17 protein-coding genes and 5 tRNA genes are annotated in these 18,499 nt (G+C 69.6%); 13 read left to right on the top strand and 9 right to left on the bottom strand.

Going from position 1 to position 18,499, the window contains the following annotated elements:
- The 3 genes from K7G59_RS33755 to K7G59_RS35495 all read left to right on the top strand — a co-directional run.
- On the top strand, positions 1–582 hold a 582-nt coding region (locus K7G59_RS33755; protein WP_308295125.1), incomplete at its 5' end, for a carboxyl transferase domain-containing protein.
- A 57-nt stretch (positions 583–639) separates the two neighbouring features.
- Positions 640–837 (top strand): acyl-CoA carboxylase subunit epsilon, encoded by a 198-nt coding sequence (locus tag K7G59_RS33760; protein WP_225840510.1) that lies wholly within the window; start codon positions 640–642, stop codon positions 835–837.
- An 81-nt stretch (positions 838–918) separates the two neighbouring features.
- On the top strand, positions 919–1,146 hold the full coding sequence (locus K7G59_RS35495; RefSeq protein WP_374114324.1) for an acyl-CoA carboxylase subunit epsilon: 228 nt from the start codon (positions 919–921) through the stop codon (positions 1,144–1,146).
- A gap of 295 nt (positions 1,147–1,441) precedes the next feature.
- Here the strand turns inward: K7G59_RS35495 and K7G59_RS33770 are convergent, their stop codons facing one another.
- The 8 genes from K7G59_RS33770 to K7G59_RS33805 form a co-directional block, all read right to left on the bottom strand.
- Positions 1,442–2,023, bottom strand: coding sequence for an ATP/GTP-binding protein (locus tag K7G59_RS33770; protein ID WP_166002463.1), 582 nt, complete (start codon positions 2,021–2,023; stop codon positions 1,442–1,444).
- Positions 2,004–2,573, bottom strand: coding sequence for a DUF742 domain-containing protein (locus K7G59_RS33775; RefSeq protein WP_225840511.1), 570 nt, complete (start codon positions 2,571–2,573; stop codon positions 2,004–2,006). The genes K7G59_RS33770 and K7G59_RS33775 overlap by 20 nt, the downstream gene beginning before the upstream one ends.
- A gap of 94 nt (positions 2,574–2,667) precedes the next feature.
- Entirely contained in the window at positions 2,668–3,081 is a 414-nt protein-coding gene (locus tag K7G59_RS33780; RefSeq protein ID WP_004983065.1) for a roadblock/LC7 domain-containing protein, read from the bottom strand.
- Between the two features lie 10 nt (positions 3,082–3,091).
- Positions 3,092–6,319: a nitrate- and nitrite sensing domain-containing protein gene (locus tag K7G59_RS33785; protein ID WP_225840512.1), complete on the bottom strand. Its 3,228-nt coding sequence runs from the start codon at positions 6,317–6,319 to the stop codon at positions 3,092–3,094.
- Positions 6,320–6,698: 379 nt separating this feature from the next.
- A complete protein-coding gene (locus K7G59_RS33790; RefSeq protein ID WP_054219273.1) occupies positions 6,699–7,274 on the bottom strand; it encodes an ATP/GTP-binding protein in 576 nt (191 codons plus the stop codon).
- The gene (locus K7G59_RS33795) at positions 7,255–7,653 is read right to left on the bottom strand and encodes a DUF742 domain-containing protein (protein ID WP_019058642.1); all 399 of its coding nucleotides are present in this window, start codon (positions 7,651–7,653) and stop codon (positions 7,255–7,257) included. The genes K7G59_RS33790 and K7G59_RS33795 overlap by 20 nt, the downstream gene beginning before the upstream one ends.
- 112 nt (positions 7,654–7,765) lie before the next feature.
- Positions 7,766–8,179, bottom strand: a complete 414-nt coding sequence (locus K7G59_RS33800; RefSeq protein ID WP_003973453.1) for a roadblock/LC7 domain-containing protein — start codon at positions 8,177–8,179, stop codon at positions 7,766–7,768.
- Between the two features lie 9 nt (positions 8,180–8,188).
- Positions 8,189–12,259, bottom strand: a complete 4,071-nt coding sequence (locus K7G59_RS33805) for a nitrate- and nitrite sensing domain-containing protein (protein ID WP_225840513.1) — start codon at positions 12,257–12,259, stop codon at positions 8,189–8,191.
- Between the two features lie 572 nt (positions 12,260–12,831).
- On the opposite strand from K7G59_RS33805, the gene K7G59_RS33810 reads away from it, so the two are divergent.
- From K7G59_RS33810 to K7G59_RS33850, 9 genes are all read left to right on the top strand, one after another.
- Positions 12,832–13,020, top strand: a complete 189-nt coding sequence (locus K7G59_RS33810; RefSeq protein ID WP_225840514.1) for a hypothetical protein — start codon at positions 12,832–12,834, stop codon at positions 13,018–13,020.
- A gap of 159 nt (positions 13,021–13,179) precedes the next feature.
- The gene (locus K7G59_RS33815; protein ID WP_225840515.1) at positions 13,180–13,965 is read left to right on the top strand and encodes a fumarylacetoacetate hydrolase family protein; all 786 of its coding nucleotides are present in this window, start codon (positions 13,180–13,182) and stop codon (positions 13,963–13,965) included.
- Positions 13,958–15,481, top strand: coding sequence for a glutamate--tRNA ligase (gene gltX / locus K7G59_RS33820; RefSeq protein ID WP_225840516.1), 1,524 nt, complete (start codon positions 13,958–13,960; stop codon positions 15,479–15,481). The genes K7G59_RS33815 and gltX overlap by 8 nt, the downstream gene beginning before the upstream one ends.
- A 288-nt stretch (positions 15,482–15,769) precedes the next feature.
- On the top strand, positions 15,770–16,501 hold the full coding sequence (locus K7G59_RS33825; RefSeq protein WP_225840517.1) for an HAD family hydrolase: 732 nt from the start codon (positions 15,770–15,772) through the stop codon (positions 16,499–16,501).
- A 90-nt stretch (positions 16,502–16,591) separates the two neighbouring features.
- Positions 16,592–16,663 (top strand) — tRNA-Gln (locus K7G59_RS33830).
- A 21-nt stretch (positions 16,664–16,684) separates the two neighbouring features.
- Positions 16,685–16,757: transfer RNA gene (locus K7G59_RS33835), tRNA-Glu, on the top strand.
- A gap of 29 nt (positions 16,758–16,786) precedes the next feature.
- A tRNA-Glu gene (locus K7G59_RS33840) sits at positions 16,787–16,859 on the top strand.
- Between the two features lie 21 nt (positions 16,860–16,880).
- Positions 16,881–16,952, top strand: a tRNA-Gln gene (locus tag K7G59_RS33845).
- 28 nt (positions 16,953–16,980) lie between these two features.
- Positions 16,981–17,053, top strand: a tRNA-Glu gene (locus tag K7G59_RS33850).
- 65 nt (positions 17,054–17,118) lie between these two features.
- Here K7G59_RS33850 and K7G59_RS33855 read toward each other — a convergent pair.
- Positions 17,119–17,763, bottom strand: coding sequence for a MerR family transcriptional regulator (locus K7G59_RS33855; protein WP_225840518.1), 645 nt, complete (start codon positions 17,761–17,763; stop codon positions 17,119–17,121).
- Between the two features lie 78 nt (positions 17,764–17,841).
- Here K7G59_RS33855 and K7G59_RS33860 point away from each other — a divergent pair, with 78 nt between their 5' ends.
- Positions 17,842–18,360, top strand: coding sequence for a DUF4188 domain-containing protein (locus K7G59_RS33860; protein ID WP_225840519.1), 519 nt, complete (start codon positions 17,842–17,844; stop codon positions 18,358–18,360).
- Positions 18,361–18,499 lie beyond the last annotated feature (139 nt).

Here is an 18,499-nt window from a genome sequence, read left to right on the forward strand (position 1 = left end):
ATCGCCAACCAGCCCCAGGTCCTGGCGGGCGTACTGGACATCGAGGCGAGCGAAAAAGCTGCGCGCTTTGTCCAGATGTGTGACGCTTTCAATATCCCGATCGTCACCTTCCTGGACGTCCCCGGGTTCCTCCCCGGTGTCGACCAGGAGCACGGCGGAATCATCCGTCACGGCGCGAAGCTGCTGTACGCCTACTGCAACGCGACCGTGCCGAGGATTTCACTGATCCTGCGCAAGGCGTACGGAGGTGCCTACATCGTCATGGACTCCCAGTCGATCGGCGCCGACCTGACCTACGCCTGGCCGACGAACGAGATCGCCGTGATGGGCGCGGAGGGCGCCGCGAACGTCATCTTCCGCCGGCAGATCGCCGACGCCGAGGACCCCGAAGCCATGCGCCAGAAGATGGTCAAGGAGTACAAGGCCGAGCTGATGCACCCGTACTACGCGGCCGAGCGCGGCCTCGTGGACGACGTGATCGCCCCCGCCGAGACCCGCGAGGTGCTCGTCAAGTCCCTGGCCATGCTGCACACCAAGCACGCCGACCTGCCCTCCCGCAAGCACGGCAACCCCCCGCAGTAACCCAGCGGATCCTTCGCGGCAACCCCGCGGACCTCTCTCTCACGGAGACTGACACCCATGAACACGCCTGACATTCGCGTCGAGAAGGGCCACGCCGGGCCCGAGGAGGTCGCCGCCATCACGGCCGTCCTCCTGGCCCGCGCCGCTGCTCAGTCGGCCGTCCCGGCAGACGAGAACCACCGGGGCCGTCCGAGGGCCGGCTGGCGCCGTCTGGAGCGGGAGCCCGGTTTCCGGGCGCCGCACAGCTGGCACTGAATTACCCCGCGTGACCTGGCCCCGCTTCTCCTCCGGGAGAGCGGGGTCTTGGCGTGGTGGGTCACCGGTGACGCGCTCGGCTTGGGAGGCACGCCCCTTTCACGGGGGCAGCCGCGCTGCTCACCGGGCCCGTCGGTCGCGGCATCGTCTGCCGTGCCAAGGCCGCGGACCGCACCGCCACCGTGCTCGACGATGCGCCGCTGCTCAGTCGGCCGTCCCGCGGTCGAGAACCACCGGGGCCGTCCGAGGGCCGGCTGGCGCCGTCTGGAGCGGGAGCCCGGTTTCCGGGCGCCGCACAGCTGGCACTGAGTTCCCCCGCGTGACCTGGCCCCGCTTCTCCTCCGGGAGGGCGGGGTCTTGGCGTGGTGGGTCACCGGTGACGCGCCGGCTTGGGAGGCACGCCCCTTTCACGGGGGCAGCCGCGCTGCTCACCGGGCCCGTCGGCCGCGGCACATCTTTGACATCTGTCATCCCTGCTCGGCACCGACGACGAAAGACCTCAGCGGCCATGTGCGGTCCCTGCCGTACCGCGGGCGCTGACACACGGCTGGGCCCCTGAACCCGGCGGGGTGTCAGGGGCCGTTGTCGCGACTGCGGGCGCTTCCTAACGCAGGCGGGCCATCAGGGCGTGTTCCACCAGCGTGATCAGCGTCGACTTGGCGTCCGCGCGGTGGCGGGCGTCGGTCGTGATGATCGGGGTGTCGGGGCCGATCTGCAGGGCCTCGCGCACCTCGTCGGGGGTGTAGGGCTGGTTGCCGTCGAAGCCGTTGAGGGCGATGACGAACGGCAACCCGCTGTTCTCGAAGTAGTCGACCGCGGGGAAGCAGTCGGCCAGGCGGCGGGTGTCCACCAGGACCACCGCGCCGATCGCGCCGCGCACCAGGTCGTCCCACATGAACCAGAAGCGGTCCTGACCGGGAGTGCCGAACAGGTACAGGATCAGGTCCTGGTCCAGGGTGATACGGCCGAAGTCCATGGCCACCGTGGTGGTGGTCTTGTCCCCGGTGTGGGTGAGGTCGTCGATGCCCGCGCTCGCGGAGGTCATGACGGCTTCTGTGCGCAGCGGGTTGATCTCCGAGACGGCGCCGACGAACGTGGTTTTGCCCACGCCGAAGCCGCCCGCCACCACGATCTTCGCTGAGGTGGTGGAGCGGGAAGGACCGCCGCTAGAGCTTGCGAAGTCCACTGAGCACCCTTTCGAGCAGTGTCACGTCTGGCTGGCCACCGGCGTTCTCGTCGCCGCCGGGCTGATGGATGGCGACCAGGCCCGCCTCCGCCAAGTCGGCGACGAGAATCCTGGCCACGCCGAGGGGGATCGTCAGCAGGGCCGAGATCTCGGCCACCGACTTGATCTCCCGGCACAGATTGCAGATCCGCTGATGCTCGGGCAGCTGGCCCTGCATCTGGTGCGGAGCGGCAGTGGTGTGAACCAGCGCCTCAATGGCGAGCTGGTAGCGCGGGCGGGTCCGGCCGCCGGTCATGGCGTACGGACGCACCAGGGGGTTGTTCGCGGCAGGCGCGGGCGCCGGCTCGGGGTGGCGCTGCGGCTGCACGGGCTGGATGCGCGGCGCCGGCGGCTGGTTGTACGGCGAAGGGCCAGGGCCCTGCGGGGCGTACGGCTGCCGGTGACCCGGGGCGGAGGGGAAGTCGTACGGGTTCGCCGGGCCGTTGTCCCAGCCCTGGGCAGGGCCGTAGGGCCAGTTGCCCGCAGACGAACCGCTTGGGGGTGTTGCCACTTCTTCCTCCTCCGACTGTGCCGGGCATCCATCGCTGAGTAACCGCGTCCCGAAACCTTACGGCCCCGGGACGCGAATACGCACCGTAGGTCTGTCAGTTGAGAAGGCTTCCCTGGAGCTCCGCACGGAGATCAGGGGTGAGGACCGTGCCCGCGCGGTCCACCAGCAGGGCCATCTCGTACCCGATGAGGCCAATGTCCGCTTCCGGGTGGGCCAGCACGGCCAGTGACGAACCGTCGGAGATGGACATGATGAAGAGGAATCCCCGCTCCATCTCCACGACCGTCTGGTTCACACTGCCGCCCTCGAAGATACGGGAGGCGCCTGCCGTCAGAGACGTCAGCCCGGAGGCGACGGCCGCGAGCTGGTCGGCGCGGTCACGAGGGAAGCCTTCGGACATCGCCAGAAGGAGTCCGTCGGCGGAGACCACCACCGTGTGGGACACCCCCGGGGTGTTGTCCACGAAGTTGGTGATCAACCAGTTCAGGTTCTGTGCCGCCTGGCTCATCGGGCTCACACTAACGCTCCTGGTTGTAGGTGCTGTCAGGACCACTGTGGTGATTGGTAGTGGCCTGGCCGTTCGTTTCACTGCCTGCGCTGCGTCCTCGCTGGACGCCCCGGCGCAGGTTGCTCAGCCTGCCCCGGATGTCCTCCGGGGCGCGGGAGACCTGTGGGCCTCCCTGGGGGGTGGTCTCGGCGGCGCCTTCGACCAGGTTGGCCTTGGGCACACGCCGCGGCAGGCCGGAAGCGGTGACCCCGCCTGCCTTCGGCTTCCGGAGCTGGGCGGCCTGCTCCCAGCGCTCGTCGTTCGTCGAACGCCAGCCGCCATCGCCGTCGCCGTCGCCGTCTTCGCCCGGTACGGGGGCCGACGCCGCTGCCTGCACACGTGCCGCGTCGTTCGAGCCGCTGGAGCCGCTCGCCACGGATCCGCGACGGGGCAGCCCGGCATCGGTCAGCTCGTGGCCGGCGGGGAAGGCCGGTTCCGGACGGTCGAAGCCTACGCGGTTTCCCTCAGTCGCGTCACCGGCCTGCAACGACTCCGTTTCCGGAGCGTACTGGGACGGATATCCGTTCTGGTAGCCCTCCTGCTGCGGCCAGTCGTCCTCGCGCGGCTGCTCCTGGACAGGCTCCGCGAAGGCAGGCTCGGGGTAGCCGCCGCCGGACGGGAAACCGTCGTCGCCCCGCAGTGCGCCGTTCGGGGCGTAGTACTGCTGCTCGTCGTACGGCTCCTGGAACGTCTCCTCGTACGAGGCGTGCTGCTGCTCCTCGTACCCGGGCTCCTGGTAGGCGGTCCCGTCGTACGACTGCTGCTGGTAGGCCTGCTGCTGCTCCTGGTACGCCTGCTGCCCGTCCAAGAGCGGGTCGGCGTAGCCGTCCGGCTCCGCCTCCTGCTGCTGCGGCTCGGCGGCGGGCTGGCCGTGCGTCTGGGCCTCCAGGGTCGCCCTGCGCTCTTCGCGCATCAGGGAGCGGCCGACAGGGTCCAGCTCACGGATGTCGTCGGGGACCTCCACGTACCGGCTGTCGTCGAAGCCGAGTTCGGCGGCGGTGCGCACCGGCTCCTGCTGGTGGAAGCTCTCACCCTGGAACTGCTGCTCCGGGATGATCTGGGAGACCGTGAACTCCTCGCGCTCCAGCGGAGCCTCGCCCCCACCGCCGTGGGTGATGACGTCCGGAAGCATGACCAGGGAGGTCGTACCGGCCTGCTCGCCCGAGGGGCGCAGCTGGACGCGGATGCCGTGCCGGTCGGACAGCCGGCCGACCACGAACAGGCCCATGCGCTGCGAGATCGCGGCGTCCACCGTCGGCGGGTTGGCCAGCTTGTGGTTGATGTCCGCGAAGTCCTCGGCGGTCAGGCCGATGCCCTTGTCGTGGATCTCGATCATGATCCGGCCGTCGGGGAGACGGGTCGCGGTCACGCGGACCTTGGTCTGCGGGGAGGAGAACGTCGTGGCGTTCTCCAGCAGCTCGGCCAGAAGGTGCACGAGGTCGGTGACCGCGCGGCCGTGGATCTCGGCCTCCGGAACGCCGGACAGCTCGATGCGCTCGTACTGCTCCACCTCGGAGGAGGCAGCGCGCAGGACGTCGACGAGCGGGACCGGCTGGTCCCAGCGGCGACCCGGCTCCTCGCCGGCGAGGACCAGGAGGTTCTCGCCGTTGCGGCGCATACGGGTGGCCAGGTGGTCCAGCTTGAACAGGTTCTCCAGCTGGTCCGGGTCGGCCTCGTTGTTCTCCAGGTCGGTGATCAGGGTCAGCTGGCCCTCGATCAGCGACTGGTTGCGGCGCGAGAGGTTGGTGAAGATCGCGTTGATGTTGCCCCGCAGCAGGGCCTGCTCGGAGGCGAGCCGGACCGCCTCGCGGTGGACCTGGTCGAAGGCGCGGGCGACCTCGCCGATCTCGTCGGTCGAGTTGATCGGGATCGGCGCCACCCGGGTGTCGACCCGGCCCGGGTCGGTGCGCGAGAGCTGGTCGACCAGCATCGGCAGGCGCTGCTCGGCGATGCCGAAGGCGGCGTTGCGCAGCTGGCGCATCGAACGGCTCATCTGGCGGGCCACCAGACCGGCCAGGATGAACGCGGCGAGCAGGGCGATCACGACCACGGCACCGGTGGTGATCGCGGAGCTCTTGGCGTCGTCGGCGATACCGGAGGCCTCGCTCACCGCCTTGTCGGCCAGGTCCGACTCGATCTGGCGGTACGCCTTGTACTTGAGGGTGTTGACCGCCCACCAGTTGTCGGCGGTGACACCGTCGGCGGCCAGTGCCTGCCGGGTGAGCGCAGAGGTGTCCTTCAGCATGGACAGCGCCGAGACCATCCCGGTCGGGCTGGACGGCGGCGGGACGTACGTCGGGTCCTGCTGTTTCTGCTGTGCGGCGAGCGTGGCACCATCGGTCTTGATCTTCGACTGCGCCTCGGTCAGCTTCGACGCGTCGGCCTCGGTGCCGCCGCCGACGTACTCCTCCAGCGCGATGCGCTCCAGGTAGGCGTACGAGGACAGCGAGACCCGCTGGATCGCCAGGTTCGGGGCGTCCGGGCCGGGCTTGGTCAGCAGGTGCATGCCGATGGAGCGCTCCAGCGACAGGGCCGCCTTGCTGAGCGACATGGCGTAGACGGTACGACCGTAGGAGGTGATGTTGCCCGTGCCGAGACCGAGTTCGTTGGCGAACTCCATCAGCGGGTGGACAACCTTGACGTAGCCCTCCTCGGTCTGCACACCGGTGAACTTGGAGGTGTAGGCGCCTGCTCGCAGCGTCTGCAGGAAGGGTTCGGCCTCACGGAAGAGCTTCAGCCGGCGTTCCAGGCCGGAGCGGTGCGGCATGCTCTTCACGGCCTGGTCGAAGGCGCCGGCAGCCGCGTTCGTCTGCTGGCGGGCCTCGGTGACGACCTGCTTGTCCTTGTTCTTCAGGATGGGCGCCACGCTGACGTCGCGCTCGGTCTCCAGGGCGTCGGCGTAAGTGAGGGCGGCACGCACCAGGCGGGCGGTGTGCTCCGCGTCGCGGGCCTCCTGCCAGGTGTCGATCGAGTTCTTCACCTGGAAGCCGCCCATGACGAGGCCGACCGCCACGGGTATGAGCAGGATCGCGTTCAGCCGGGCCCGTACCCGCCAGTTACGCATGGAGAACCGGCCGCCCCGGGGTGCGGAGGCGGCCGCGGACTCCGGACCGGGCACAGGGCTGGGCGCCGCAGCGCGCGGCGGCGGGGTGAAGTTGCCCCGCGCCGACGGCTCGGGACCGTTCTTGCTTCGCCTCACTCGACCAACAACCTCTCGGCGGTCGGCACCTACGTTGTGCCGCAGTCTCTCAGAACCCTTTTCGTCATCGACCGTTCAGTACGTCATTGACCATTGGGCAGTTCAGGCATTCCAGCACGTGGACCAGTGCACTTCCAAACAGTGGAAATCCCTGATCATCGCCAAAGTACGTCACAGATAAAACGGTCATAAAGAGCGAGCCCCGCCAAAAGGCGGGGCGTTTGTGAGCGCAGCGGCACTGATCGACCGCGACGCGTGGTGGTACCACCCGATTCCTCTGCCGAAATGTTATGAATAGGAGGGCCGACCGTGTCAAAGCCCACAGTCGGCCCCCCAATGGTTTAACGGCAAATGCCGTACCACGGGTCCTACTTGATCGCTATCTCAGCCGCGCCATCAGGGCGTGTTCCACCAGCGTGATCAGCGCACTCTTGGCGTCGGCGCGATGCCGCGCGTCGGTCGTGATGATCGGGGTGTCGGGGCCGATCTGCAGGGCCTCGCGCACCTCGTCGGGGGTGTAGGGCTGATGGCCGTCGAAGCCGTTGAGGGCGATGACGAACGGCAGCCCGCTGTTCTCGAAGTAGTCCACGGCCGGGAAACAGTCCGCGAGACGGCGGGTGTCCACGAGCACCACCGCGCCGATCGCGCCGCGCACCAGGTCGTCCCACATGAACCAGAAGCGGTCCTGACCCGGCGTACCGAACAGGTACAGGATCAGGTCCTGGTCCAGGGTGATACGGCCGAAGTCCATGGCCACCGTGGTGGTGGTCTTGTCCCCGGTGTGGGTGAGGTCGTCGATGCCCGCGCTCGCGGACGTCATCACGGCCTCCGTACGGAGGGGGTTGATCTCCGAGACGGCACCCACGAACGTGGTCTTGCCGACACCGAAACCGCCCGCCACCACGATCTTTGCGGAGGTGGTGGCCCGGCCCCCGTCAGAGCTTGCGAAGTCCACTGAGCACCCTTTCGAGCAGCGTCACGTCCGGAGCGCCGCCGTTGTTCTCGTCGCCGCCCGGCTGGTGAATGGCCACCAGGCCCGCCTCGGCGAGGTCGGCCACCAGGATCCGGGCCACGCCGAGCGGCATGGCCAGCAGTGCGGAGACCTCCGCGACCGATTTGACCTCGCGGCACAGGTGGCAGATGCGCTGGTGCTCCGGGAGCAGGCCCATCAGCGCTGCCGGGTCGGCCGTGGTGCTGATCAGGGCCTCGATGGCGAGCTGGTAGCGCGGCCGGGTCCGGCCGCCGGTCATCGCGTATGGACGCACCAGCGGCTGGTCGCCCTCATCCCCGTACGGCTCTGCGTACGGATCATGAGAGGCGGTGGGCGGGGTCATGAATCCTCCGGGCGGGACAGCAAGTCGGTCAGTCGTGCCGTCTTGACGGGGCCGGTGGGGGGACTGTGGCGGCCGGACGGTGTTTTCGTGAGGTGGGTGGTGCCGGGGCGGGTCAGTGGAGCAGGCTGCCCTGGAGTTCGGCGCGCAGGTCCGGGGTGAGTACCGCACCCGCGCGGTCGACGAGGAGTGCCATCTCGTAGCCGACGAGACCGATGTCGCACTCCGGGTGGGCCAGGACCGCGAGGGACGACCCGTCGGAGACGGACATCAGGAAGAGGAACCCGCGTTCCATCTCGACGACCGTCTGCGCCACGTTACCGCCCTCGAAGATCCGGGATGCCCCGGCGGTCAGCGAGGTCAGACCGGATGCGACGGCCGCCAGCTGGTCGGCGCGGTCTCGCGGGAAGCCTTCGGACATGGCCAGCAGAAGGCCGTCGGCGGAGACCACGACCGTGTGCGACACCCCGGGGGTGTTGTCCACGAAGTTGGTGATCAACCAGTTCAGGTTCTGTGCCGCCTGGCTCATCGGACTCAACTAACGCTCCTGCTGGTGAGTGGGGCTCGGGAAGCTGCCGGTCTGGCCGCTGCCGGCCTGACGGCCCTGAGCGATGCCCCGACGGAGGTTGGTCAGCCGGCCGCGTACGTCGTCGGGCGCACGCGAGACCTGCGGACCGGCTTGGTGCTGCTGCTGCTGAGCCGTACCCGGCACGAGGTTCGCGCGGGGCACACGGCGCGGCAGCCCGGAGGTGGTGACACCGCCGGAGGCGGGCTGCCGGACGCGCTCGGCTTGCCGGACGAGTTCGTCGTTCGGCGAGGTACGCCAGCTGCCGGTACCGGTGCCGGCATCTGCGGCGGCGTTGTGCTGCGGCGCGGGCGCGGGGGCCTGCGGCTGCTGCGGCGCCGGCTCCGGCCGGTGCTCCGGCTGCCGTTCCTGCTGGCCGCCGTGGAACCAGTTGGTCTCCAGCGTGTCGTACAGCGGGGTACGGCCGTCGGCCTGGCCACCGGCCGGCGGCAGCGCCTCCGGCCCGGGGCGGGCCGCACGCTGCGGGGTCGCCGGGGTCGCCGGGGCCGACGGACGCACGGCGCCGAAGTCGTCCCGGCCGCCCGGCTGGGGCCGCTCGAACTGGCCGGTCTGCGCGAAGCCCTGACGGTCGGGCAGCGCGTGCTGCCCGGTGGAGCTGCCGTCGAAGCCGCCGTCGAACCCGCCGTCGTAGGCCTGCGGGGCCGCGAACTGGCCGGTGTTCTGCGCGGGACCGTCCTGTCGTGCGGACGGCGGAGTGCCGAAGACGTCGGAGCGGACGAACGGGCCGGACTCCTGCTGCGCGCCCGGGAGCTGGTACTGGCCGGTGTTCTGCGGGTCCTCCGGGCGCTGGAACTGGCCGGTGCCCTGGGGGTCGTCGGAGCGCTGGTACTGGCCCGTGTTCTGCGGGTCGTCGAGGCGCGGGAACTGGCCGGTGCCCTGCGGGTCGTCGAAGCGCTGGTACTGGCCGGTGTTCTGCGGGTCCTCCGGGCGCTGGAACTGGCCGGTGCCCTGGGGGTCGTCGAAGCGCTGGAACTGGCCCGTGTTCTGCGGGTCGTCGAGGCGCGGGAACTGGCCCGTGTTCTGCGGGTCGTCGAGGCGCGGGAACTGGCCCGTGTTCTGCAGGTCTTCTGCACCCGGACGGGCGAACTGGCCCGTCGCGTGGGAGCCGCCCATGCCGTTCAGGTCATGGCGCGGGAACTCGCCCGTGGGCGCCGGACCCTGCGGGTCGATCCGCGGCATCTCCGCCGTCGAGCCCGGACCCTGCCGGTCGTCCACGCGCGGCATGCGCCCGGTGGGCCCAGGGTCCTGCTCGTCGTGGCCACGGGGGGCGTCCAGCGAGGCGTGCAGCGCCGGGGACTGGGCGGTCTCGCTCCAGTCCGGCGTGTGCGGCTGAGCGTTGCCCCCGGGCAGTTCGGCCCGTGCACCGCCGCGCGGCGGCAGCTGAGGCTGACGGCCCTGGCCGGAGGGGGAGGCGCCGCGCTGCGGGCCACGCCCGCCGAAGGCGTCCTGCTGGGGTCCGCCCGGGTTCGCGGCCTGAAGGTTCTGCGGCGCGGCCGGGGCCTGACCGCCGAAGCCCGCACCGGCACCGGCGCCGCTCGGCACCGGGCGGCCCTGCTGGGCACCGGGACCGGCCTGCGGACCACGCGGCCCGCCCGGCGCACCGGGACGCCCGTCCTGGCCCGCGCCGGGCAGCGCGGCCCGGGGACCCTGGGCCGCGCCGACCTGGCCGCGGGCGGCGGGACCGGCGCCGAGCCGGCCGGCACCGGAGGGGCCACCGCCGAGGAGGCCACCGGGGGCCGAGCCCTGGCCGCCCCCGCCGTTCGCGCGGCGGGCCGCGGCGGCACCGGCGGCGGCCTGCGCGGCGGCGGGACCGCCGGTCGGCAGGGACGCGCCGGGCTTGCCCGGGGTGGGCTTCTTGTGTCCCTGGGCCACGTCGACGGGCAGCATGACCAGCGCGGTCGTACCACCGGAGTCGGACGGGCGCAGCTGGATGCGGATGCCGTGGCGCTGCGACAGACGACCGACCACGAACAGACCCATGCGGCGGGAGACCGACACATCCACGGTGGGCGGCGAGGCGAGCCGCTCGTTGATCGCCGCGAGGTCCTCGGGGGACAGACCGATACCGGTGTCGTGGATCTCGATCAGCACACGGCCGTCGGGCAGCGCGTGACCGGTGACCTTCACCTTGGTCTGCGGAGAGGAGAACGAGGTGGCGTTCTCCAGCAGCTCTGCGAGCAGGTGCACGAGGTCGTTGACGACCCGGCCGGCGACCTCGGTGGTCGGCACGGAGGCCAGCTCGATCCGCTCGTACTGCTCCACCTCGGACGCGGCGGCGCGGAGCACGTCGACCAGCGGGACCGGGCGGGTCCAGCGGCGGCCCGGCTCCTCACCGGCGAGAACCAGCAGGTTTTCGCCGTTACGGCGCATACGGGTGGCGAGGTGGTCCAGCTTGAACAGCGAGGACAGCTGGTCCGGGTCCGCCTCGCGGGACTCCAGTTCGGAGATCAGCGACAGCTGGCGCTGGATCAGACCCTGGGACCGGCGCGAGAGGTTGGTGAACATCGCATTGACGTTGCCCCGCAGCAGGGCCTGCTCGGCGGCGAGGCGGACCGCCTCGCGGTGCACGTCGTCGAAGGCCGCGGCCACCTGGCCGATCTCGTCCCGGGAGTGCACACCGACCGATTCCACGGAGGCGTCGACGTCCTGCGGGTCCGACTCCGACAGCTGCTTGACCAGCTCGGGCAGTCGCTCCTGGGCGACCTTCGTCGCGGTCTCCTGGAGGCGGCGCAGCGAGCGGATCATGGAGCGGGCCACGACGAACGCGCCGACGAGCGAGATGCCGAGCACGAGCAGGATCAGGGCACCGGAGATGATCGCGTCGCGCTCGGAGGCGCTGCGCAGCTCGCGGGCCTTCTGCTCCATGTCCTCGAGCAGGGTGTGCTCGATCTTCTTCATCTGCTCGATCTTGGTCGAGCTGTCGTCCACCCAGTCGCGGTACGAACGCGCGGGCTCGTCGGCGAGGCCGCCGGAGCTGGACAGGGAGCGCTTGGCGTAGGTGTCGGCCGACTGGATCGTCGGGTTGCCCTGCTCGATCGGCTTGAGGGTTTCCTCGGCGTTCTGGCTGGCGTAGACCTTGCGGAAGATCGCCAGCTCCGAGCCCTCGCTCTGGAAGGCCGACCAGCCGTAAAGGCGGTCGTTCTCGGAGAGCTTGCCCTTGGTGGTGTTGGTGGAGTTCAGTGCCGCGGCGATGACGGCGCGCTGCACCGACGCGTACTCCTTGGCCGTGGAGAACGCGGCGAGCGCGCGGGTGCGCTCGATCATCTGCGGGTTGCTGGACGCCTCGGCCATGGACTGGGAGAGGTCGATCAGCTGGGTGATCAGCCGGTGGTACGACTCGACCGTCTGTGTCGAGTTGTCCTTGGCCGTGTAGGCGTCCTTGCGGATCTGGGCCAGCGTGTCCAGCTGGCCGAGCAGACCCACGACCGTGTCCCGGACGCCCTGGAGCTGGCCGTCCTTGCTGGCCGAGTTGATCTGCTCGGTGGCGTCCTCGAAGTTCTGCTTGGCCCGGTCGGTCTTGTCCCGGTAGCCCTTGATCGAGTAGTCGTTCGCCTTCAGGCCGTGCGAGAGCGGACCGGCGGACTGGTCACGCTCTTCCTGGAGTGCGGCGGCCAGCTCGGTGGCCTGCTTCGTCATGTCCGTCAGCAGCCGCATGTTGTCGAGCTGCTGGATGTCGTCCATGTTCTGGTTGATACGCAGCGCGCCCAGCGAGGTCGCCGCGACGACGGGGAGCGCGAGCAGCGACACCAGGCGCGTGGAGATGCGCCAGTTGCGCAGGGCCATGCGCGAGCCGGGGCCGGTGGGGCCCTGGGCGGGCTTCACGCTCGACGCGGGGCCGCCGGGCTTCGCGGTGCCCGAGGAGGCCGGCGCGCCGGGGCCGCCGGTGTGCTCACCGCCGTCCCCGGACGGGGCCGGGGCCTGGCCCGGGTTCTGGGCGTGCTGGGGCGAGGAACCGCGGTCGGTCCCGCCGTGCGCCTCCGGCTCAGCCGAAGAGCTGCCATCCCTCTTGAAACGTCCCTGCACTAGCGTCGCAACCTCTGGACCAGGCACCCCTTCGCGTGAACGAAGGGACACGGTGTCGGCGTCGTGGAGAGCGCCCTGAATACGCCCCCCGGTGGTCTGGAGTGACCGGCGCTGGTTTCCCCCAATCTCGCCGCCACTCGGCGCTGTATGCGCCCCCTGCGCGCCGGCTCGATCCTGCGGCGGTCCGTGGAATTCCAGCACAGTGCCGGATCTCCAACAAGGCCCGTGGTCCGAGCCGTGACTTCTGTGACGATCTGTGAGGCATGGATTACGGACCGTGGGAGCCGATCCTGTTCATAAAGGACATACCTCCCCTAATCGCTGCGCGGCATCGGGTGTCCCAGTCGCCATGATCAGGAGCGGAATGGTGCCTTCAGTGAGTCAATGTCCGTTTCGTCAGGGTCGATTGCGGGCCGGAATTGACCGGTTTGACCGTGAGGTCGTGAGCAAACTCACACGCTGATCACGGGCAGTTGGCGTCTTCGGCGGGGAATCGGATGTTTAGCCTGGCGCTTTACAGCACGGGCGACTCTGCCAACCCACCCCGACCCCGAGGGCACAGGACGACAACGGTGAAGACGACGATGATGTTCCGCACGATAGCCAACCCGCGGCGCACGACTCTGGCGCACCTCACGGACGCCGGGGAGCTGCAGTCGCCCGAGCTGCCGGAGCACTCCGCCGACCTCCCGGCGCAGACGGCCAACCCGAGGCGCACCGTCCTCATGGACATCCCGGTGCAGAGCCGGGCCGGAGAGTAACCGAAGCGGGCCGCGCACGCGGCGAGCGCGGCCGGGACGATCACCATTCGCGGTGGTCCTCCCGGCCGCGCTCGCGTTTACTCACCGCGCTTTAGCCTTTGCGACCGGTTAACCTGGGGCGTCAGTACGCCGGTTCTCAGTAAGGGGCGCAAGGATCCCGTGCGCATCGCCAGGTTCTCCATCGACGGGAACGTAGCCTTCGGCGCGGTCGAGGGCGACAAGCAGGACGAACTCGTCCTCGACATCATCAAGGGCATCCCGTTCGCGGACTACGAACTGTCCGGTACGAAGGTGCCGCTGAGCAAGGTCAGGCTGCTCCCGCCGGTGCTCCCGAACAAGGTCGTGGCGTTCGGCCGCAACTACTCCGAGCACGCCCGTGAGCTGGGCAACGAGGTGCCGGACGAGCCCTTCGCCTTCTTCAAGCCCTCCACCTCGGTGATCGGCCCCGGCGACGAGATCCAGTACCCGCCGTTCTCCGAGGAACTGCACCACGAGGCGGAGCTGGCCGTGGTCATCGGGCGCATGTGCCGCGAGGTCCCGCGCGAGCGTGTCAAGGACGTGATCTTCGGTTACACCTGCGCGAACGACATCACCGCCCGCGACGTGCAGAAGCGCGAGAAGCAGTGGGCGCGCGCCAAGGGCTTCGACACCTCCTGCCCGCTCGGCCCCTGGGTGGAGACGGACCTGACCCTGGCCGAGGCGTCCGACCTGACCATCCAGCTCACGGTCAACGGCGAACAGCGCCAGCTGGGCCGTACGAGCGAGATGATCCACCCCATCGAGGACCTGATCGTCAACATCTCCCAGGCGATGACCCTGCTCCCGGGCGATGTGATCCTCACCGGCACCCCCTCGGGGGTCGGCCCCCTCAACGTCGGCGACGAGGTCGCCGTCACCATCGAAGGCATCGGCACTCTCACCAACAAGGTTGTCAAGCGTGGCTAGCGCACCCTCCCCCAAGCTCTCGGCTTCGCTCGAGCAGGGGGCACCCACATCCCCCGTACGCGTCCGCTTCTGCCCCTCGCCCACCGGTAACCCCCACGTGGGCCTGGTCCGCACCGCCCTGTTCAACTGGGCGTTCGCCCGGCACCACCAGGGCACCCTGGTCTTCCGCATCGAGGACACCGACGCGGCCCGCGACTCGGAGGAGTCGTACCAGCAGCTGCTCGACGCGATGCGCTGGCTCGGCTTCGACTGGGACGAGGGCCCCGAGGTCGGCGGCCCGCACGCGCCGTACCGTCAGTCGCAGCGCATGGACCTCTACGCCGACGTCGCCCGCAAGCTGCTCGACGGCGGCCACGCCTACCACTGCTACTGCTCCCAGGAGGAGCTGGACACCCGCCGCGAGGCCGCCCGCGCGGCCGGCCGTCCGTCCGGCTACGACGGCCACTGCCGCGACCTGAGCGCCGAGCAGGTCGAGGAGTACAAGGCCCAGGGCCGCACGCCGATCGTCCGCTTCCGGATGCCCGACGAGACGATCACCTTCACCGACCTGGTCCGCGGCGAGCTGACGTTCACCCCGGAGAACGTCCCGGACTACGGGATCGTCCGCGCGAACGGCGCCCCGCTGTACACGCTGGTCAACCCGGTCGACGACGCTCTGATGGAGATCACCCACGTGCTGCGCGGCGAGGACCTGCTCTCCTCCACCCCGCGCCAGATCGCCCTGTACAAGGCGCTGATCGAGCTGGGCATCGCCAAGCAGATCCCGCAGTTCGGCCACCTGCCGTACGTCATGGGCGAGGGCAACAAGAAGCTCTCCAAGCGCGACCCGCAGGCGAGTCTGAACCTGTACCGCGAGCAGGGCTTCCTGCCCGAGGGCCTGCTCAACTACCTGTCCCTCCTGGGCTGGTCGCTCTCGGCGGACAAGGACATCTTCACGATCGAGGAGATGGTCGCGGCCTTCGACATCTCCGATGTGAACCCGAACCCGGCCCGCTTCGACCTCAAGAAGTGCGAGGCGATCAACGCCGACCACATCCGCATGCTGGATGTGAAGGAGTTCACCGAGCGCTGCCGCCCGTGGCTGAAGGCCCCGTCCGCCCCCTGGGCCCCGGAGGACTTCGACGAGGCCCGGTGGCAGGCGATCGCCCCGCATGCGCAGACCCGCCTCAAGGTCCTGTCTGAGATCACGGACAACGTCGACTTCCTCTTCCTGTCCGAGCCGGTCTTCGACGAGGCGAGCTGGACGAAGGCGATGAAGGAGGGCAGCGACGCGCTGCTGCGCACGGCGAAGGAGAAGCTGGAGGCGGCCGACTGGGCCTCGGCGGAGTCGTTGAAGGAGGCCGTGCTGGCCGCCGGCGAGGCCCACGGCCTCAAGCTCGGCAAGGCCCAGGCCCCGGTCCGCGTGGCCGTCACCGGCCGCACCGTCGGCCTGCCCCTCTTCGAGTCGCTGGAGATCCTGGGCAAGGACAAGACGCTGGCCCGCATCGACGCGGCCCTGGCGAAGCTCGCGGCGTAAGCACCTCGCGGCGAAGACCCAAGACACCCCGCACGGGCGGCATCCGGAAGCTCCGGGTGCCGCCCTTGTGTGTTTGCTCACTCCGCGCCGAACTGCATCGACGTGCATCGACGTGCATCGACGTGCATCGGCTGTATCGGGCTGCACCTGTCTGCACCTGTCTGCGTCTGTACGCGTCTGTCTGCATCGAGCCGCACCGATGGCGGTGCTCACGACATCGCGTTCGATGCTGTCTCCGTTCCGGTGACCGGCCTTCCCCCCGTTCGCGCGGGCACTACCGTCGCTGTCATGACGATCAGAGCCGTGGTCTGGGACGTGGACGACACCCTCTTCGACTACACGAGCGCGGACCGCGAGGGGCTGTGCGGGTACCTGGCGGAGCAGGGGCTGCTCGCCTGGTACGGCGGGGCCGAGGAGGCCCTCGCCTGGTGGCGGGAGGTCACCGAACAGCACTGGGCGCGGTACGCGGCCGGGGAGAACACGTTCGAGGGGCAGCGGCGCGACCGCGTCCGGTACTTCCTGGGCGAGCCGCTGAGCGACGCGGAGGCGGACGCCTGGTACGAGCGGTACCTGCGCCACTACCAGGCTGCGTGGCGACTGTTCCCGGACGTCCTGCCCGCGCTGGACGCCCTCGCCGCCAGCCACCGGCACGCGGTGCTCTCCAACTCCAGCGTCACCGTCCAGGACGGCAAGCTGCGCGCCCTCGGTGTCCGGGAACGCTTCGAGACCGTCCTGTGCGCGGCCGAGCTGGGCGTCTCCAAGCCGGCGGCAGGCGCCTTCCTGGCGGTCTGCGAGGCGCTCGGGCTGGCCCCGCACGAGGTGGCGTACGTCGGTGACCACCCGGAGATCGACGGCCGGGGTGCCGCCGACGCGGGTCTGCTGTCGGTGTGGATCGACCGCGGAGCGGCGTATGCGCGGGCCGGCGGAGAGGTCGCGGCGCACCGGATCTCGACCCTCGCCGAACTCCCTGCGCTCGTCCGTGCGGATACCCGTTTTGGAGCCCCGTCCACCTTCGGGTAATGTTCTTCCTGCGCCGAGGGGAACGGGCCGAAAGGCCGGAACCCCGAGGAGCAAGCTAGAACGAGAACCCCGCAGGGGCTTGAGTTCCAGTGGCCTATGGTGTAATTGGCAGCACGACTGATTCTGGTTCAGTTAGTCTTGGTTCGAGTCCAGGTAGGCCAGCTCGCAGAGCTTATCTGCAAAGCCCCCGTTGTGTAGCGGCCTAGCACGCTGCCCTCTCAAGGCAGTAGCGCCGGTTCGAATCCGGTCGGGGGTACTGATCTCGATGTTCTCGGGATCGCTAGGGCCCCCGTTGTGTAGCGGCCTAGCACGCCGCCCTCTCAAGGCGGTAGCGCCGGTTCGAATCCGGTCGGGGGTACTGACTGGTCTAAACCATCATTGGTCTATGGTGTAATTGGCAGCACGACTGATTCTGGTTCAGTTAGTCTTGGTTCGAGTCCAGGTAGACCAGCTCGGACCTGCGGAAACGCAGAGTCCATGCCCCCGTTGTGTAGCGGCCTAGCACGCCGCCCTCTCAAGGCGGTAGCGCCGGTTCGAATCCGGTCGGGGGTACGTACAGGGAAGGCCCTCCACTTCGGTGGGGGGCCTTCGTCGTGCGCGAGGGCACCTGCCCGGCGTCATTCGAAGCCGTACCGCCGAGCCGACTCCTCCTCCTGTGCCAGCCTGTGCAGGGCCTGCAGCAGTGGCTCGGCGAGGACCGCGCCGAGCACCGCGGTCTCCACCTTCTCCGCCTCAGACGGGTGCGTCTCCACGAAGTCCAGGTCCAGGACCGCCGCCTGGTGCATCAACTGGGCATAGGACACGAGCCGTTCGGCCGGCCAGTTGTAGCCGAGCCGACGGAACGCGGCCACCGACACGACCAGTGACCGGTACGCCGGGGAGATGCTGACGAGCAGCTTGGCGTTCGTCCAGCCCAGCGCCTCCAGCAGCTCGCCCACCTCACGGTGCGCGCCCTGGACGTACGCGTCGTCCTCGTCCGGCTCAGGCACCTGCGGCAGCGCCCACAGGGCCGCCCCCATGCGGATCGTGCGGCCCAGCGAGTCGTCGTCGATGTGCCCCAGCACCTCGCGGACCGTCGCCACCGGGAGCCGGCCGACCTGGATCATCGCGCGTACGAGGCGCAGCCGGCGCAGGTGCTCCTCGTCGTACTCCGCGGTCGTCGTGTTGACCTGGCGGCCCGGGGCCAACAGCCCTTCGCGCAGGTAGTACTTGATCGTCGCGGTCGACACGCCGCTGCGTCTGCTCAACTCGGCAAGCCGCATCCCTTGCGCCCCTTCTTGGATAACGGCACTATCTAACCACGCGCCGGTTGGATAGCTGCGCTCACCGATGGGGGAGGTATGTCCAGAAACCGGGTCACTCCGGGTCGTACGACCGCGGACACGCAGGGCGACGTGGTGGTCCTGCTGATCGGCATGAGGATCAACCGCTTCCGGGCGGTGCATCTGTGGCTGCCGGTGATGCTCGCCATGCTCCGCATGCTGCGGGAGCTGCGCAGCGACTCCACGCGGGGGCTGCTCAGCCGGGTCCTGCTGACGGCGTCACCGCGGACGTACTACGTCGTCCAGTACTGGCAGTCCAAGGAGCAGCTCTACGCCTACGCCACCGCGCCCGACGCCTTCCACCACAAGGCCTGGGCGATGGTCAACCGCAAGGAGAAGGCCGGGAAACTGGCCAGTCGCGTCGGCCTGTGGCATGAGGCGTACATCGTGCCCGAGGGCTCCTACGAGGCGATCTACGGCGACATGCCTCCCTTCGGCCTGGCAGCGGCTCACGGTCAGATACCCCTGGAACGCCGGGGCCGCTACGCCAAGGACAGGTTCGCCCACCGGTCGCAGGGGGCCCAGACAGCCGAGTAGGCCGGGTGAAGGGCGAGGGGCGACTCGTGGGGCGGCATGGGGAGAAGGTGCCGCAGGGGGCATGGGGGAGACGGTGCTGAGGGGGGTGACATGGGGGAGATGGCGCCGACGGGGGCATGGGGGATGCCGTGGCCGGCGA

This window comes from Streptomyces sp. NK08204 (assembly GCF_020400585.1).
Taxonomy (GTDB): Bacteria; Actinomycetota; Actinomycetes; order Streptomycetales; family Streptomycetaceae; genus Streptomyces.